Source organism: Leuconostoc palmae, from assembly GCF_019656075.1.
Taxonomy (GTDB): Bacteria; Bacillota; Bacilli; order Lactobacillales; family Lactobacillaceae; genus Leuconostoc; species Leuconostoc palmae.
On sequence record NZ_BPKZ01000005.1, the window covers coordinates 23,074 to 40,927 of the forward strand.

The window sequence follows — 17,854 nt, forward strand, 5'->3', positions numbered from 1 at the left end:
GAATTATTGGTGGTTGACTGTCTGTTACTATTTCTAATGTCGATGTGCCTTATTTAACTAAGGTTAATTTTTGCGATAAGTTGTCCATATCTGTACAATTAACATTAAAATAGCTTTTAGAAAAAGGTGAATTACGATGTGGCATACATTTATTGTGCGATATCCACAGTTTATAGCAGCGTTGTGGCAGCATATACAGTTGACAGTTATAGCGATTATTATTGCATCATTGGTTGCAATACCATTAGCTATATGGTGTGAAAGACACCGACGGTATGCGGAATATTTTTTACAAATTACTGGCATCTTTCAAACACTACCCTCGCTTGCCATACTTGGACTGCTAATACCGCTTGTTGGTATTGGCAAACCTACTGCATTGATTGCTTTGATTATATATTCACTATTACCAATTTTTCAAAATACTTATTTAGGTTTGGCCAGTGTATCCCAAGGTGTTTTAGATGCTGGAAGAGCATTGGGATTATCGCAATCAAAAATTTTGAAAAAAATACAAATACCATTAGCTATGCCAAGTATTGTAGCTGGTATTAGAACAGCTACTGTACTCGTTATTGGAACAGCTACATTGGCTTCATTAATTGGTGCTGGAGGTTTAGGCGATTTTATTTTACTCGGCATTGACCGTAACAATACTGATTTAATTGTAATTGGAGCAATTGCTTCTGCTGTATTAGCTATTTTAGGTGGCTTACTAATTAATTTATTGTCTCGCTTGAGAGGGTGGTTAAAAAACAGTATACTGATGTTTTTAACATTATTTTTTATAGGAGCAAGTGTCTTACCATATATTAGGACTGATAATACATCTCAAACTATTACTATTGCAGGGAAATTAGGATCAGAACCAGAAATATTGATTAATATGTACGCTGACCTGATAAAACAAGATCAGCCCAAGACAAAAATTGTTTTAAAACCAAGCTTTGGTGTCACTTCATTTTTATATAAAGCATTAGAAAGTGATAGGATTGATATTTATCCAGAATTTACTGGAACAGTCACTGAATCTTTAGGGAAAAGTCCAGTTAAACTATCTCAGGGTGCTAATGCACAAATAACTTATGATGCAGCTAGAAAATTGGCGAATTCTCAAGGGATGACATTAACAAAACCTATGAAATTTAATGATACATATGCGATTGCAGTAACTCAAATAAATGCTAAAAAATACCAGTTAGCCAATATTAGTGATTTATCTAAGTTACCCAATTCAAAAGCGGGTATGACTGCAGAATTTCTTGATCGAGCTGATGGTATGCCTGGTATTGAAAAAAGTTATGGTTTGAAAATACTAACAGTTAGCTTGGATCCAGCGTTAAGGTATCAAGCTATTAAGCAAAACCAGGTTAATATTATTGATGCCTATTCAACAGATTCACAACTTGTGCAATATCATTTAAAGGTGTTAAATGATGATCGCCATTTTTTCCCAGTTTATCAAGGTGCTGGATTAATGAAAAGTACATTTGCAAAAGCAAATCCAAAAGTTGTTAAAGCCATCAATAAGTTAGCTAATAAAATATCTAATACGGACATGCAAAAGATGAATTATGATGTCAATGTCAATCATCAAAATCCCGCCAAAGTTGCCAAAGAATATCTTGACAAGCAAGGATTAACTAAATAAATGCTATCTCAAAAACAGTTACAATTATTAGTCCAAAAAATATCAGTTCAAAATTTTGGCATGCCGTTTGAACATACTGCTGTTTTTAATAAACGTTTAAAAACAACTGGTGGTCGTTATTTGTTAAATACGCATGACATTGAATTTAATCCAAAGATGGTTGATTTATCAGAATTTATAGGTATCATTAAACATGAATTAGTTCATTATCATTTACACCAACAACAAAAAGGGTATCGGCATTGCGATAAAGAATTCAAACAACTACTCGCAGATGTAAAAGGATTAAGATATGCGCCTAATATAGCTACAGCAGACTCTTCAATTTTACGTTATATTTGTGAAAACGGACATATTATTATTAGAAAACGCCGATTTGATATTTCAAAATATCGATGTGCAAAATGTGGTTCAAAAATTTTGTTTGACGGTATGCATATAGAAGGTTAATTTCTATTAAGAATATGTCATGTTAAAAGTAAAACATACTAGGAAGGTTTTAAATTTATGATTCAATTACTTTTATCTGATTTAGATGAAACATTATTAAACGATGATGGCACAATAAATGACGAAAACATCTCAGCAATCAAAAAATTTACAGACAAGGGTGGATTTTTTGTACCCAATACGGGACGATCGTATAGATCAGTCTATCCTACCTTAAAAACTTTAGGACTTGACCAGAAAAAACAATTTGTTATTTCCTATAATGGTGGTGCAATTGCGGAAGTAGAGCCTAATGGCGAAACAAAGATTATTGTTCAGCATGGCATGCAACTGGATTTGGCAAAAACAATTTTTAAATTAGGGCAAGTACAAGAAGATGTCGATACACATATTTATACCTTAGATAAGCTATTTATTCACAATATTTCTGAATCAGATAAAAAATATATGTCAGAAAGACAGGTACCATATTCTGAGCAGTTGACGGATAGTTTAGATTTTTTAAATCAAGAAAAACCGGTGATGAAAGTTATTTTTGAGCATAACGACCCAATAGTTCGTCAAAAGATTGCTGATGCGGTTACGAGCCAAGTATCGCAAGATGTGTCACTAACTTTTAGTTCTAATCGATATGTTGAGTTTAATCCTAAAGGTGTAGACAAAGGATCAACAGGTTTAGAATTAGCTAAGTTACTAGGTATCGATAAGCAAAATGTAGCAGCTATTGGGGATAGTTTAAATGATTTAGCACAAATTGAAAAAGCAGGCGTTGGTGTTGCGGTCGCAAATGCTAAAGAAGAAATAAAGCTATTGGCAGATATTGTCTTAAAAACAACTAATAATCAAGCAGCTGTAGCAGACTTTATTTTAAACTATAGTGGCATTTCTTTATGAAACATTACATTAGTCAAATTGTTATCGCTATCGTGTCAGTTTTTATATTTATATCGCTATTTATTTTATCGGCACAACATTTGATTTCCAATATTCTGCTCATTATTCTTGTTGTCATTTTATTTATTATAATTAATGTAGCCTATATTTTAATTTCTTGGCAAAAAAAGAAAAAGGAACTAAAAGAGGAAGAACAACGTGATAAATTTTAACACCGATCCTAATCCGAAGCTTTTGTGGCAAAGGATTTTTAATTTCTTTATCGTTACGATTCTGCTAATTTTTATACCAGTTTTTATTCAACTCGCAGCGATCCAAAAAACAATCGTATTACAACTTGTTTTTATTGTTATGATGTTTGTTAGTTATAGTGGACTTGGTTACTATGCTTATACACTGTTGAAAAAAACATCGATTGACAAAGTTTTTCACAAACCAAATATACGTAACTGGCCTCATATCTGGTTTATTCTAAGATTATTTTTTATCATGATGATTTTGGAAGTTACAATAAATACTATCCGTGTTGCGTTAACGGGTGTAGCTACAACTGATAATCAAGAAGTTATTACTAACTTAATGTCACATATGAATGTTACAATGGTCGCTATGCTTATATACGCAGTGATTATGGCGCCGGTAGTAGAAGAAATTATCTTTCGTGGATTAGTGATTAATTATTTTTTTCGGAAATCTTGGTGGTGGGCTAGTATCATACTATCGGGCATTTTATTTGCTTTTCCTCATATGGGTTTAATTCCAACTAATTTAGTTGATGGGCTAAGCTACTTATTATATGCGTCAATGGGTATGGTCTTGGCCTATACTTACAAACGAACAGGTAATATACAAGATAGTATAGCTATTCATTTTATTAATAATTTTATTACAATGATTCCAATACTAGTGATAGCAGTGAAACATTCGTAGTAATCAACATTAAAAAGCATCGTTAATATCATAAAATTAACGATGCTTTTTAATGTTGATAAAGTGATTTCGATGTTTCTGTAAATGGTATAAAACCATTTTTGCTCATATAACCAGAGTCTTCAATCCTAACACCAGCCATATTAGGGATGTAAATTCCAGGTTCAATTGAAAATGCCATGCCTTCTTTTAAAATTAAATCATTCCCAGCAACTATTGAAGGGAATTCATGAACAGACGTGCCTAAACCATGACCCAAACGATGAACAAAGTTAGGACCAAAGCCAGCTTTAGTAATCACTTTTCTGGCAATGTTGTCTAGTTCATTAGCTGTCATACCAATTTTAGCCTTGCTTTGAGCAGTGAGTTGTGCTTCTAAAACTACTGCATGTATTTTTTCGGATAAGTCATCTACTTTACCATAAGCAATAGTGCGAGTAGCATCAGATGCATAACCATCGTGGATTGTACCTAAATCAAATAATACCATTTCATGTGACTTTAAAGGGATTAATGATGAAGTACCATGAGGGTTAGCAGCATGAGCACCAAACTGAACTAAAGTTTCAAAACTCATATTTGAAATACCTAATTTTTTGAGTTGATATTCTATATCAGATGCTAAACTAATTTCAGAGATACCATTTTCCATAAGGTTAAACCCAATTTCAAAAGCTTTATCTGCCTCTTGACCAGCAACTTTCATTTTTTGCAATTCATCTTTGCTTTTAATGAGTCTCATTTGATTAATTTGTCCTGTAGCATCTTTTAAAAAAGAGACATTTGGTAAGGCTTTTTTTAAAGCGTTATAACGTGACAAAGTAATTTGATCGAATTGAATAGCGAATTGGGTGCCAGAAGTAAGTGATTTTAGTTTACTTGCAATCATTTTCCAGGGGTTTTGATTGTCTTCGTAGCCAACTGTATCAAATTGCCAACCACTGACTACCATACTATTAACTTCTAAAGCAGGACCGAAAAGAAAAGGTTCATAATTAGCAAATAAAACCAATGCTAAAACACGCTCAATTGGATCTGAATTAAATCCTGTTAAATAAGCGATGTCATGATAATCTGTTAATATCACACCATCAAGATGTTCTTTGTTAAGCCAATTCGTCATTTCATGTAGTTTATTAATATTCATAATAGCCTCCGTTTATTTATAGTTTAACACTTCATATTGAATATTTTTTGTAACAAACTGAAACAGTAATGAAAACTTGTAAAAATAGCGTTGTAAGCGTTTGCAATTAGTTACCTTTTTGCTATAATGGAATGTGAAGAATTAACTACTATTTTAAAATGGAAGCGAAAAATAAAAGAAGGTTAACTATGCAAAAAAAAGGTTCGGCAACAATATATGATGTAGCAAATCGAGTTGGTGTCTCATTGGCAACGGTGTCCCGTGTCGTTAATGGTAATAGCAATGTTCGTGATTCAACTAAGCGTAAGGTTTTAGATGCAATTGAGGAATTGGGATATCACCCAAATGCTGTGGCGCGTGGATTGGCTTCAAAAAAGACCACGACAATTGGTGTGGTCATGCCTGATATGACAGATATGTATTATTCTGAACTAGCACGTGGTATTGATGATGTGGCTAATATGTATCATTATGATGTTTTATTGACTAATACTGACGAAGATCCAGTTCGTGAAACAATGGCTATTAATAATCTTGCAAGTAAGCAAGTAGATGGTATTATCTTTATGGGAAATGAACTTGATCGTGAAGTGTTAAACAAGATTACTAGTGCTGATGCACCAGTAGTTTTGGCAGGATCAGTGGATGCCGAAGGACGACTACCAAGTGTGAATATTAACTACGTTGATGCCGTTGATGAAGCGGTGACCATGATGATCAAGAATGGTCATGAACGTGTGGCTTTAGTTACTGGTCCTATGTCTCACGCTATTAATAAGTTACATCGTTTGGAAGGGTATAAAAGTGCGTTAGAAAAGGCAAATATCCCATATGACGAGTCATTATTATTTGTTGCACATCAAGACTACGATGCTGGACTGAAGATTGCAGAAAAAATATTAGACTCAAGTGCTAATGCTGTGGTTGCTTACGATGATGAAGTAGCGTTAGGTATTATGAATTATATGATAGATCAAGGTAAAAATATACCTGAGGATTTTGAAATTATAACAGCAAACAACACAAAATTTGCGATTGTTACTAGGCCCCAATTGACATCAATTAGACAACCAAAATATGATATTGGAGCAGTTTCAATGAGAATGTTAACAAAGTTGATGAACAATGAGATGATTGATGAAACACAGGTTCAATTGCCTCATACGATTGAACGTCGAGGCACAACAATCAATTAACGTTAAAATCATTTTAAAGAAATGAAATAGTAATATTTGATATTTTTTCGTAAAAAAAGTAAACTGTTATAAGTGTTTTATTTCTTATAATTTAAACGAGAAGGGTCACATTTTAAATGGTTAAAAAGCGCTATATCAGAGGTTTTGATGGGTTAAGAGCAATAGCTGTAATTGGCGTTATTGCATTTCATTTATTACCTAATAAAGTTTCTGGTGGCTGGTTGGGTGTGCCCCTTTTTTTTGTGTTATCTGGTTATTTAATTACGGATATATTAATTCAAGAATTTGATAAACATCAATATATAGCTGTTTTAAAATTTTATTTGCGACGACTCAAAAGATTGTATCCAGCGTTAGTAGTGATGTTATTTTTGACAGTAAGTGTTATTTTACTATTTGACCAGCAGTTAATCTATAACTTAAGACAAATAGTTTTAACAAATTTGCTATATGTGCATAATTTTTGGGCTATTAATCATGGACAATCATATTTTCAACAGTTTGGTGGTGCATCACCATTTACACACTTATGGTCTCTTTCAATTGAAGGACAATTTTATTGCATTTGGCCATTTGTGGTTTGGGTATTATTAAAAGAAAAGTTGAAAAGACCACTAATTGCGAGTGGCTTAATAGTTATGTCGGTTGTCAGTGCTATACTAATGGCTATTTTATATCATCCAGACACAATTAATCGTGTTTATTATGGTACAGATACACGTTTATTTGCAATATTAATTGGGACGGCTCTGGCTTTTGTTTGGCCATCAACAAGGCTTAATCCAGCTGTGAACCCTAAAACAAGAAATATTCTTAACTTAACAGGCGCTTTTTCTTTTGTGATTACTTTGATAGGGATGTTTTGGTTAAGTGGGCAACAGAGTGCAACTTACTATGGGGTGATGTATCTTTTTACAATTGTTGTAGCTATTTTGATTGCTGTAACAGCCCATCCTGCATCAGTTTTTAATCAACTATTAGACCAACGTGTGTTGAATTATTTAGGCACGCGTAGCTACAGTATCTATTTATACCAATTGCCAGTTTTTGTATTTTATGAAAAGTTTTTGCCAAATTATCAACCGAACTTAATCAATATTATTATTGAAGTTTTGATTGTATTAGCGTTGAGTGAATTGAGTTATAGATATGTAGAAAATACTTTTAGACACAATGGCTTTTTTGGTCAAACAATCAAAAAAATCGTCAGTTCTCGTAATTTATTTTTTTCTGTTATTATTGTGATAAGCTGTTTTATACTATTCATTGGACATGGATTGGCCAGTACAAAAGCTGGAATGGCCCAACCAGAAACAAAATTACAAAAAGAGCTTAAAGCAAACCAAAGCGAAATTACAAAGCGAAATAAACAAGCAGCTAAGAGTACAAAAGGTGGCGCAGTCACAACTAACAAGTTGACTAATGACCAACAAGCAATTATAAAAAAATATAGTTTAAATAAGGCGCAATATATTGCGTTTAAAGATTTACCATTTACTGCTATTGGTGATTCAGTTATGTTAGATGCTGCACCATATCTTCAAGAAGTGAACAGTAATATGGTTGTTGATGCTGAAGTTGGTAGACAATCTTATCAAACACCATCAATTGTTTCTCAAATGGCATCACAGGGTAAATTGTCTCAAAATATTTTAATTGGATTAGGGACAAATGGTGAAATTAAGCGTCAAGACTTAGATGAGATGATGAAAACATTTGGGTCTAAGCGTCAAGTATATTGGTTTAATAATTTTGTGCAAAGTCGTTCTTGGCAAAATGATAATAATCAAATGCTTAATGATGCTGCAAAAAAATATAAAAATTTACACATTGTTAATTGGCACGATTTGGCTAAGCAACACATTGATTGGTTCGCTGATGATGGTGTGCACCAAGGTCCTGAAGGTGATAGGAATTATGTGAGATTACTTGTTGAAGCAGTTGGCAAAGTCCAAAAAATCAAATAAAAAAAGCTACCTTTTGGTAGCTTTTTTTATTTGATTTTGATAACATCAGCTAATTCCTAACAAAAAGGTTTACAGTCCTTTTTTATTCGCTTAAAATAAAGAGAAAATGAATGATATGGAGGAAGTGCATAATCATCAATCTTATGCACAAACAAAATAATGAGTAGTTTATACGAACATGGGACACTTGCAATGCTTATGGGAAAGCAAATGCAAGGAACAATTACAGTTAAAGATTTACTTACTCATGGGGATACAGGTATTGGCACATTAGATGGTTTGAATGGTGAGGTCATTATTTTAAATGGTGAAGTATATCAAGCGCAAAGTGATGGGCGCGTTAATTTAATTACTGATGAATCAGTTGTAATGCCCTTTGCCTCGGTACATTTTGATAAACCAACAAGTACTCTTAATTTTTCAGAAGTTACCGCTAACACACTTAGTCAACAATTGAGAGATGAGAAATTAGCTAATGTGTTTGCTGCTGTTAAATTTCATGGTGATTTCACTAAAATTCATGTTCGTATTGCACCAAAGCAAAATAAGCCATATCCAAGCTTACTTGAGGTTGCTTCAAATCAGCCTGAGTTTGAAGCCAAGCAAATTTCTGGCACAATAATGGGATACTTTGCACCGCAAATTTTTAACGGACCTACTGCAGCTGGTTGGCATTTACATTTTCTATCAGATGATAAAAAATTTGCAGGTCATATGTTAGACTTTGAGGCTGAAAATATATCAGGAACACTACAAATATTTGACTCATTTATTCAGCACTTACCAATTGAAAATCCAGAATTTAGAGATATGCAATTAGAATTAGAAGGTTTGAATGCTGGTATTGAAGCTAGCGAAGGAGGAAAGCAATAATGGTCGGGAAGCCATTAGTAATTGGAATTACAGGTGGATCGGGATCAGGGAAGACGACAGTTAGTCGTGAATTAGTTAGACGTTTAGCTAATGAAGAATCTTCTGCAATTTTATTACAGCAAGATTCATACTATAAAGATCAATCCGAAAAGCCAATGTCTGAACGTATTCAGACAAATTACGATCATCCTGACTCATTTGAGACTGATTTATTTGTGTCTGATTTAAGACGATTAATGCGCCATGAAGCAATAGATAAACCAATTTATGATTATGCAAATCATACTAGATCTAAAGAATATGAGCGTGTTGAACCCAGTGATGTTATTATTGTTGATGGCGTTTTACTTTTCAATGATGAACGGGTTCGAGGATTGTTGGATATGAAGATATTCGTTGATACTGATGATGATATCAGATTTTTACGTAGATTAGAGCGTGATATTGAAGAACGTGGCCGTACAGTACGTGGCGTTATTGATCAATATCTTGCGACAGTAAAGCCCATGTATCACCAGTTTGTTGAGCCAACGAAGCGATATGCTAATATTATTGTGCCAGAAGGTGGAGAAAATTTGGTGGCAATTGATATGTTAACTAATCAAGCAAAAGCAATTTTGAAAGAAAATCACTAAAAAGCGTCCGTATATACGGACGCTTTTTAGTGTGAACGTGTTTCTTCAATAACATTTCTCATTGTATCAACAACATTTTGAGTTGGGGCTGATAATTGTGAACCAACTAACGTAAAGAGCGTGTCGATGATGGTTATTTGTGCAATCAAAGAACTCATAGATTCGCTTCTAAAATTAATTTCTTCAGCAAGTGATAACAAAACTAAATCAGCATTTTTAGCAAGAAGTGAGTCTGAAAAAGCGGTAATTGCAATAACTTTGACACCATTTTCTTTTAATTTTTGTGCAATCAGTAAAGTATCTTTGTTACGACCAGAATGTGAAATGACAACAGCAGCATCTTTTTTACCAAGTTTGACTGCTTGCATGAGTTGAATATCATAGTCAGGATGTGCAATAACATCAAGCGGTGTACGTAAAAATTTGTGATAGGCATTAAAGGCAACAATCGATGAACCACCAATACCAAAAAATCCTACACGATGAGCTGTTACTAAAAATTGACTGGCAGTGTCTAGGACAGATGCACTTAAATGATTTATTGTTGCATTTAAAGCATTACTTGCACCAGCAAACACTTTGTGAGCAATTGCAGCTGTGTCATCTTCATCAGTGATTTCACCAAAAAAATCTGACTGATTGGGGTTAACAGCGTCTTTACTTAATGCCATGGAAAATTCTCGAAAAGAATCAAAACCAATTTTTTTTGCAAATCGAGAAATTGTCGCTGTCGAAACTCCTGAACCGTTTGATAATTCTTGTATCGTTGCATCTGCAGAGCTTGAGATATCTTTAAGGATATAGTCAATTAGTTTATTTTCAGTTGTATTATATTGTTTTTTTTGTGCACGTAGTTGCGAAACGATTGTTTGTGCCATAGATAGACTCCATTTAATGTATAATTAACTATACAAGAAAAGAAAATAATTTACAATATCAGGGTTGATTTATGTAAATTATTTTCATATAATAACAGTGTAGTAAAAATACAAAATACAAGAGGTAAAGAAACCATGAAGTTTGCGATGATCGGCCTTGGTAAGATGGGCTTGAACTTAGTAAAAAACGCCGTTGATAACGGTCATGAAGTTGTTGCATTTGATTTGAATGAGGACTTTGTTAAGGAAGCAACAGACTACTCATCAGCAATTGAAGGTGCATCAGACATCGACGATATGTTGGCAAAGTTGCCTTCACCAAAGGCTGTTTGGGTTATGGTGCCAGCTGGTGTACCAACTAATTCAACAATTGATACATTGATTGAAAAGATGGATAAGGGTGACATCATCATTGATGGTGGTAACTCAAATTATAAAGACAACTTGGAACAAAACAAGCGTACAACTGCTGCAGGTATTAAGTTCTTCGACGCCGGTACTTCAGGTGGTATGAATGGTGCCCGCAATGGTGGTAACTTCATGATTGGTGGCGATGATGCCGAAGCTTGGAAGGTTATCGAACCACTATTCAAGTCAATTGCTGAAGAAGATGGCTACTTGTACACAGGTCGTTTGGGTTCAGGACACTATTTGAAGATGGTTCACAACGGTATTGAATATGGTATGATGCAAGCAATTGCTGAAGGATTCGAAGTCTTGGAAGCTTCTCAATTCGATTACGACTATGAAGCAGTTTCAAAGTTGTGGAATCATGGTTCAGTTATCCGCTCATGGTTGATGGAATTGGCTGAAGAACAATTCGCAAAGGATCCTAAGTTGGATGCCATTGCTGGCCGTATGCACTCATCTGGTGAAGGTAAGTGGACAGTTCAAGAATCATTGGATCTTGATGTGCCAGCACCTGTAATCTATTTGTCACTTGCCATGCGTTACCGCTCATTGCAAGATGATACATTTACAGGTAAAGTTGTTTCAGCTTTGCGTAACGGCTTTGGTGGTCACGCAATGGATTCAGCTAAGTAATGTTATTGTATAATTCTCAACTCAGTTGAGTATTAGCTCCCGATTGGGAGCTTTTTCTGTTTAAATTTTATTTTGGTTGACGTTTATCAAAAAGAGGTGATCTTATGAATTACATGATTGGTGTTGATTTAGGCACAACATCTACAAAAGCAGTCCTATTTGATGAAAAAAATCAAGTAGTTTCTAGTTCAAACAATGGTTACAAGTTGTATCGAGATATACCAGATATGGCAGAAGAGGATTTAGACGAGATATTCGAAGCATTACTTGAATCACTTCGTGAAGTTGTCCAAGGAGCTAAGTTAACAACTGATGATAAAATCGAAGCTGTTTCATTTTCATCAGCCATGCATTCGTTAATTGCTTTTGATAAGAATTGGCAGCCATTAACACGTGTCATTACCTGGGCAGATACTCGTGCTGTTAATTTTACAGAGGAGTTAAAAAAATCTGGCTTAGGTCAAGAAATCTATCAAAAAACCGGAACACCCATTCATCCAATGGCACCTTTGTCAAAAATTCTATGGTTGAAGTCGGAACATGAAGATATTTATAATAATGCCGCTCACTATCTAGGTATCAAAGAGTATCTATTTCATAGATTATTTGGGTCGAATAAAATGGATATTTCTTTAGCTTCTGGTACGGGATTGTTTAATATTTTTAACCTAGATTGGGATGAACAAGCGCTTGCAGTAACAGGGTTAACAAAAGAACAGTTACCGGAAACGGTACAACCTTATGATTATGAAAATAGTATGAATGAAGAATATGCCAATGTTATTGGCATTCCTTCTGATACGCCATTTGTTTATGGTGCTGGAGATGGACCACTATCAAATTTGGGTGTTAATGCTATTCAACCTGGTGTTGCAGCAATCACTATTGGTACGTCTGGCGCTATTCGTGTTGTATCTGATAAACCAGTAATCGACCTTAAAGGACGTACATTCACTTATGCACTTGATAGAGAGCATTGGGTCATAGGCGGACCAGTTAATAATGGTGGCGATGTCTTTAGATGGGCACGTGATAATATGTTTGATGCTGAAAAGTCTACTGCTGCACTTTTGGGAACAGATGCTTATGATCTTATGACTAAAATTGCAGCAAGAGTGCCTGCAGGATCAGAAGGATTAATTTTCCACCCATACTTAGGCGGAGAGCGTGCGCCAATCTGGGATGCCAATGCCCGAGGCTCATTCTTCGGATTAAATCATGGTCATACACGTGCACATATGTTACGTTCGGTTTTGGAAGGTATTACGTTTAACGTCTATATGGTCAGTTTAGCACTAGAAGAAGTTGTTGGGGATCTTAAATCAATTCAAGCAACTGGTGGTTTTGCACGATCACCTTTATGGCGACAAATGTTTGCAGATATATTTGAACAACCTGTAACAGTGCCGGAAGCTTTTGAATCTGGGGCATTAGCTGCAGTTATTATGGCTCAAAAAGCACTTGGTAAAATTGAAAAAATTGAAACTATAGAAAAATATGTTGGGAATGCTAATACTTATCAGCCATTACCTGAAAATTTTGAAGCTTATCGAGAATTAGCACCTATTTTTATTCGTTTATCGCGTCAATTACAAACAGAATATGAGAATATTGCTAATTATCAACGAAAGCACTCCAAATAGAACACATTAGATCACTTTAAAATATATAGGAATTAGGAGATAACACGTTAAATTGCTTGTTAAATATTGAACATGGAATTTGTCATGTTAATCATTTCAATTTTAATATTACTTGTATTAATTGCAAAATTGAAATTAAATACGTTTGTTTCATTAATTATTACTGCTTTTATTTTGGCACTACTACTTGGTATGTCACCAATGAAAATTCCAGAAGCTGTTTTGGGATCACAAGGTGTAGGGAATATTCTAGGACCAAATTCTGTTATCTTTATATTTGGTGGGATGATTGGTCGATTAGTTACCGATGTAGGTGGTTCGTATCGAATTGCCAAAACATTAATAGATTGGTTTGGTGTTATTGATACCAATTGTATTTGCAGTAGGTATTGAAGCTGGTGTACCTTTGCTTTACCTTGGGATCTCCATGACAGCCGCTTTATCTTCTGCACAGGGATTTTTACCACCTCAGCCTGCTCCAACCGCTGCTGCTTCAGCATTAGGAGCTAACATCGGCATGATGTTAATTTTTGGATTGATTGTTTCTGTCATCACAGCTGTAGTAGCTCGTCCACTATTCACAAAATTAGCACAAAAGTATGCGCCTGATGCATTTCAATTTAAAACAGAAATCGAGTCAGTTGGCCCAGTAAAAGAATACGATTTAAACACGACACCAAACTTTGGGTTATCTGTTTTGACATGAGTATTTCCTTTAGTCTTTATGATTATTGCAACTGTCTATAAATTAATTTACACAGGCGGTGTAACACCAAAAAATCCAACATTCATAGATCAAATCGTTGAATTTGTGGCTAATCCAGCTGTAGCTATGACAATTGCTTTAATATTTGCTATTTTTACAATGGGTATTTGGCAACATAAAACGATGAGTGAAGTTGGTAAGTCATTAAATGCAGGGATGTCAGCAGTGGTCGGCATTCTTCTTATTGTTGGTGGCGGTGGTGCACTTAGAGGCGTATTAGTATCTTCTGGTCTTTCTAATAAAATTGCTTCAATATTTCAGGCAGGCGGTGCAATGAGTCCAATTGCAATCGTATTGTTTGCTTGGGCAGTGGCAGCGATATTACGTATTTCTGTTGGGTCTGCAACAGTTGCTGGCATGACTGCAGCGGGAATTGTGACAGGAATTTTAGCTGCTAATCCAGGTAATACATTACTACCTGTCTTTGTTGCGTTAGCCATTGGGGCAGGATCATTAATCGCTTCACATGTTAATGATGCTGGTTTTTGGATTTTTAAAGAATTTTTTGATTTGTCAGTGAAACAAACCTTTCAAATTTGGACAGTATTAGAGACAATTATTTCAATAACAGGTCTCATTGTTATCCTTATATTAACAACGATTTTTGGATAAATAAAAACAGAATCTTAGATTCTGTTTTTTTGTTGACAACATTATTAGAAAATGTTAATATTATCAAGTAACTTTTGTAACCTTTGGAGGGATGAGATATGTCAGAGTCAAAAGAAAGGACGGGATGGTTCCATAAAGCTAGCCCGTCAAGCTTTGAATTAAGTGATTCACATTTACAAAAAAATCTTGGTGTTAAGGAAATGCTTGCACTCGGTATCGGAACAATTGTTTCTACAGCAATTTTTACTTTACCTGGAATAGTAGCTGCTGATCATGCCGGTCCAGCAGTTGCAATTTCATTTATTATTGCAGCTGTTGTTTCAGGATTAGCAGCATTCGCATACGCAGAATTTGCATCTGCACTACCATTTGCTGGTTCAGCATATTCATGGGCTAATGTTGTGTTTGGTGAGGTTTTTGGTTGGATTGCCGGATGGGCATTATTGGCTGAATACTTTATTGCAGTTGCCTTTGTTGCTTCTGGTTGGTCAGCTAATTTCAAGTTGTTTTTAGCCTCACATCAACTTGTATTACCACCAGCATTGGCCGGATCTTTTGCTGCAGGTCATGGTGGTATTATTGACATTTCATCATTGTTTGCTGTTTTGATTATTACAGTACTATTGTGGCGCGGCACAAATACAACTGCACGTGTGGAAAATATTTTAGTTATCGGTAAAGTACTTGTTATTTTAATTTTTATTGGTGTTGGCTTGACAGCAATTCATCCAGGAAATTATGTACCATTTATTCCTGAACATAAGTCAGGAACTTCTTTTGGTGGGTGGCAAGGTATTTTTGCTGGTGCAGCTCAAATATTCTTAGCCTATATCGGATTTGATTCAATTGCAGCAAACTCTGCTGAAGCCAAAAATCCAAAGAAAACAATGCCAAGAGGTATTATTGGATCACTAATAATTGCAACAGTATTGTTCGTAACAGTTGCATTGGTATTGGTTGGTATGTTCCATTATTCAAAATACGAAAACAATGCCGCTCCTGCTGCTTGGGCTTTGTTAAACTCTGGACATGAATTCACCTCTAACTTATTATCTGTTGTAGCCTTAGTAGGTATGTTCACTGCTATTATTGGGATGATGTTGGCTGGATCACGTTTGTTATATGCATTTGGTCGTGATGGCTTATTACCTAATTTCCTTGGAAAAGTTAATGATAAAGGATTGCCTAACAATGCTTTGTTAGTACTATCATTAATTGCTATTTTAATTGGGTCAGTATTTAGTTTTACTGAACTTGCAGGATTAATCTCTGCTGGTACATTAATTGCTTTTATTATCGTTTCGATTGGCATTTATGCCTTGAGGCCTCGTGAAGGAAAAGATATTCCTATGCCAGGATTTAAGATGCCGTTGTATCCAGTTTTGCCGGCATTGGCAGCTCTTGGATCGGGTTTCATCTTTTACCAATTAGACAACCAAGCAAAAATATATGCTTTTGGATGGTTTGTTCTTGGGTTAATTATTTATGCAGTGTACGGTTCACGTCACAGTAAAATATCACGTAAATAATTATTTAAACAAAAGTCCTGACATGTCAGGACTTTTGTTTTACAAAAATAACAAAAAGGGGAGAAATAATGTCGAAAAATAAAGAAATTTTGAACGAGGAGAAAAAGTATTTAGCTGATGCTTCTCGTGTTAAATATTTTGATGTTGTCATTGATCATGGAAAAGGTGCGATTATTACTGATGCTGACGGTAATGATTACATTGATTTGCTTGCAAGTGCAAGTGCGACAAATACAGGTCATTCACACCCACATGTTGTTGAAGCCATTACGCAACAGGCACAAAAACTGATTCAATATACACCAGCCTATTTTGCAAATACGACAACAGCAAAGTTAACTAAGCGATTGGCATCAATGGCGCCAGGTAATTTTGAAAAACAGGTTGTTTTCGGCAATTCAGGTTCGGATGCTAATGATGCTATTATTAAGTATGCTCGTGCCTATACTCATCGCCAATATATTGTTAGTTTTACAGGTGCCTATCATGGTTCAACTTATGGTTCAATATCAATTTCTGGGGTGAGCTTAAATATGACACGTCATATCGGTCCTTTATTACCAGACATTGTTAAAGTACCTTTTCCAGATCAACATCAACGTTTAGATAATGAGACCGATGAGGCTTTTTCTGATAGATTGTTTAAACAGTTTTTGTTACCTTTTGAAACTTATTTACCCGCAGATGAGGTAGCACTGGTTATTATAGAACCAATACAAGGTGATGGTGGTATTGTTAAGGCGCCAAAAAAATATATGGACCTTGTTTACCAGTTTACTAGAAAGCATGGTATTGTATTTGCGGTTGATGAGGTAAATCAAGGATTGGGTCGTACAGGAAAAATGTGGTCTATAGACCACTTTGATATTGCACCAGATCTAATGAGTATCGGCAAATCCATTGCTAGTGGATTACCACTAAGTGCAGTAATTGGCAGAGAAGAAATTATGTCTAGCTTATCAGCACCTGCAAATGTTTATACAACGGCTGGAAATCCCGTAACTGCAGCAGCTGCACTCGCAACGCTAGATGTTATTGAGGCAGAAAAATTAGTATTACGGTCAAAAATACTAGGGCATAAAGCAGAAAATTTCTTCAAAAAATGTTCGCAAATGTATCAATTTATTGGAGATGTTCGATTCTATGGTTTAAATGGTGGCATTGATATTGTTGATAAATATGGAAAACCTGATAATGAATCAACAACTAAATTAATATATAGGATGTATGAACTTGGTGTCATTATGATTAGTTTGCGTGGGAATACTTTACGATTTCAGCCACCTCTAGTCATCACTGAACAGCAACTTGATCAAGCTTTTGCAATTATGGCACAGGCGTTTTCAGATCTTTCCTTTGGTAAATTAAAATTACCAGATACAGATAATCATATTGGTTGGTAATATGCTATAATTATCTCAGTGTTATGGATATGCAAAATTTATAGTTTGGTCATTAGAAATGTGTTGGTTGATGAAAAACACACGTCGTAAATTTTGTGCTCCCATATAAATGCATTTTAAAAGATGCCGCGACTCAGCGTTATGAGCTCATAAAGGTAAAGATGATAGATCATTACAAAATGCGGTGGTACCACGGTCACGCGTCCGCAATTTGTTTTGGTCTTTTTATATTTAAA

At 35.0% G+C, this 17,854-nt stretch carries 15 protein-coding genes and 1 pseudogene; 14 read left to right on the plus strand and 2 right to left on the minus strand.

All coding sequences use genetic code 11. From position 1 onward, the window contains the following. Positions 1 to 136 precede the first annotated feature (136 nt). The 5 genes from K5Q12_RS03695 to K5Q12_RS03715 are packed head-to-tail and all read left to right on the plus strand — an operon-like array spanning position 137 to position 3,925. Positions 137 to 1,651 (plus strand): ABC transporter permease/substrate-binding protein, encoded by a 1,515-nt coding sequence (locus K5Q12_RS03695; RefSeq protein ID WP_220742373.1) that lies wholly within the window; start codon positions 137 to 139, stop codon positions 1,649 to 1,651. Further along, positions 1,652 to 2,101: a SprT family protein gene (locus tag K5Q12_RS03700; RefSeq protein WP_220742374.1), complete on the plus strand. Its 450-nt coding sequence runs from the start codon at positions 1,652 to 1,654 to the stop codon at positions 2,099 to 2,101. Positions 2,102 to 2,158: 57 nt separating this feature from the next. Beyond that, complete coding sequence (locus tag K5Q12_RS03705) at positions 2,159 to 2,995, plus strand: HAD family hydrolase (RefSeq protein WP_220742375.1); 837 nt, start codon at positions 2,159 to 2,161, stop codon at positions 2,993 to 2,995. Then, positions 2,992 to 3,207, plus strand: coding sequence for a hypothetical protein (locus K5Q12_RS03710; RefSeq protein WP_220742376.1), 216 nt, complete (start codon positions 2,992 to 2,994; stop codon positions 3,205 to 3,207). The genes K5Q12_RS03705 and K5Q12_RS03710 overlap by 4 nt, the downstream gene beginning before the upstream one ends. After that, positions 3,194 to 3,925, plus strand: coding sequence for a CPBP family intramembrane glutamic endopeptidase (locus K5Q12_RS03715; protein ID WP_220742377.1), 732 nt, complete (start codon positions 3,194 to 3,196; stop codon positions 3,923 to 3,925). The genes K5Q12_RS03710 and K5Q12_RS03715 overlap by 14 nt, the downstream gene beginning before the upstream one ends. A gap of 49 nt (positions 3,926 to 3,974) precedes the next feature. Here the strand turns inward: K5Q12_RS03715 and K5Q12_RS03720 are convergent, their stop codons facing one another. Continuing rightward, positions 3,975 to 5,072 (minus strand): M24 family metallopeptidase, encoded by a 1,098-nt coding sequence (locus tag K5Q12_RS03720; RefSeq protein WP_220742378.1) that lies wholly within the window; start codon positions 5,070 to 5,072, stop codon positions 3,975 to 3,977. Between the two features lie 188 nt (positions 5,073 to 5,260). On the opposite strand from K5Q12_RS03720, the gene ccpA reads away from it, so the two are divergent. The 4 genes from ccpA (at position 5,261) to udk (ending at position 9,743) form a co-directional block, all read left to right on the plus strand. Beyond that, positions 5,261 to 6,268 (plus strand): catabolite control protein A, encoded by a 1,008-nt coding sequence (ccpA, locus tag K5Q12_RS03725; protein ID WP_220742379.1) that lies wholly within the window; start codon positions 5,261 to 5,263, stop codon positions 6,266 to 6,268. Between the two features lie 116 nt (positions 6,269 to 6,384). Beyond that, a complete protein-coding gene (locus tag K5Q12_RS03730; protein ID WP_220742380.1) occupies positions 6,385 to 8,235 on the plus strand; it encodes an acyltransferase family protein in 1,851 nt (616 codons plus the stop codon). A 159-nt stretch (positions 8,236 to 8,394) separates the two neighbouring features. Further along, the gene (gene budA / locus K5Q12_RS03735; RefSeq protein WP_220742381.1) at positions 8,395 to 9,108 is read left to right on the plus strand and encodes an acetolactate decarboxylase; all 714 of its coding nucleotides are present in this window, start codon (positions 8,395 to 8,397) and stop codon (positions 9,106 to 9,108) included. Then, positions 9,108 to 9,743, plus strand: a complete 636-nt coding sequence (udk, locus tag K5Q12_RS03740) for a uridine kinase (protein ID WP_220742382.1) — start codon at positions 9,108 to 9,110, stop codon at positions 9,741 to 9,743. Before budA ends, udk begins: the two co-directional genes overlap by 1 nt. 26 nt (positions 9,744 to 9,769) lie before the next feature. Here udk and K5Q12_RS03745 read toward each other — a convergent pair whose 3' ends face one another. Then, positions 9,770 to 10,621 carry a MurR/RpiR family transcriptional regulator gene (locus tag K5Q12_RS03745; protein WP_220742383.1) on the minus strand — a complete coding sequence of 284 codons (852 nt, stop codon included), beginning with the start codon at positions 10,619 to 10,621 and terminating at the stop codon, positions 9,770 to 9,772. 135 nt (positions 10,622 to 10,756) lie between these two features. Between K5Q12_RS03745 and gnd the strand changes: the two genes are divergently transcribed. The 5 genes and pseudogenes from gnd to K5Q12_RS03770 all read left to right on the plus strand — a co-directional run bounded on the left by gnd (position 10,757) and on the right by K5Q12_RS03770 (position 17,618). After that, positions 10,757 to 11,665, plus strand: coding sequence for a phosphogluconate dehydrogenase (NAD(+)-dependent, decarboxylating) (gnd, locus tag K5Q12_RS03750; RefSeq protein ID WP_220742384.1), 909 nt, complete (start codon positions 10,757 to 10,759; stop codon positions 11,663 to 11,665). A 104-nt stretch (positions 11,666 to 11,769) separates the two neighbouring features. Then, the gene (gene gntK / locus K5Q12_RS03755; RefSeq protein ID WP_220742385.1) at positions 11,770 to 13,308 is read left to right on the plus strand and encodes a gluconokinase; all 1,539 of its coding nucleotides are present in this window, start codon (positions 11,770 to 11,772) and stop codon (positions 13,306 to 13,308) included. A 72-nt stretch (positions 13,309 to 13,380) separates the two neighbouring features. Further along, positions 13,381 to 14,686 (plus strand): annotated as a pseudogene (locus K5Q12_RS03760) (gluconate:H+ symporter). A 98-nt stretch (positions 14,687 to 14,784) separates the two neighbouring features. Further along, entirely contained in the window at positions 14,785 to 16,215 is a 1,431-nt protein-coding gene (locus K5Q12_RS03765; protein ID WP_220742386.1) for an APC family permease, read from the plus strand. 68 nt (positions 16,216 to 16,283) lie between these two features. Next, positions 16,284 to 17,618, plus strand: coding sequence for an aspartate aminotransferase family protein (locus tag K5Q12_RS03770; RefSeq protein ID WP_220742387.1), 1,335 nt, complete (start codon positions 16,284 to 16,286; stop codon positions 17,616 to 17,618). Positions 17,619 to 17,854 lie beyond the last annotated feature (236 nt).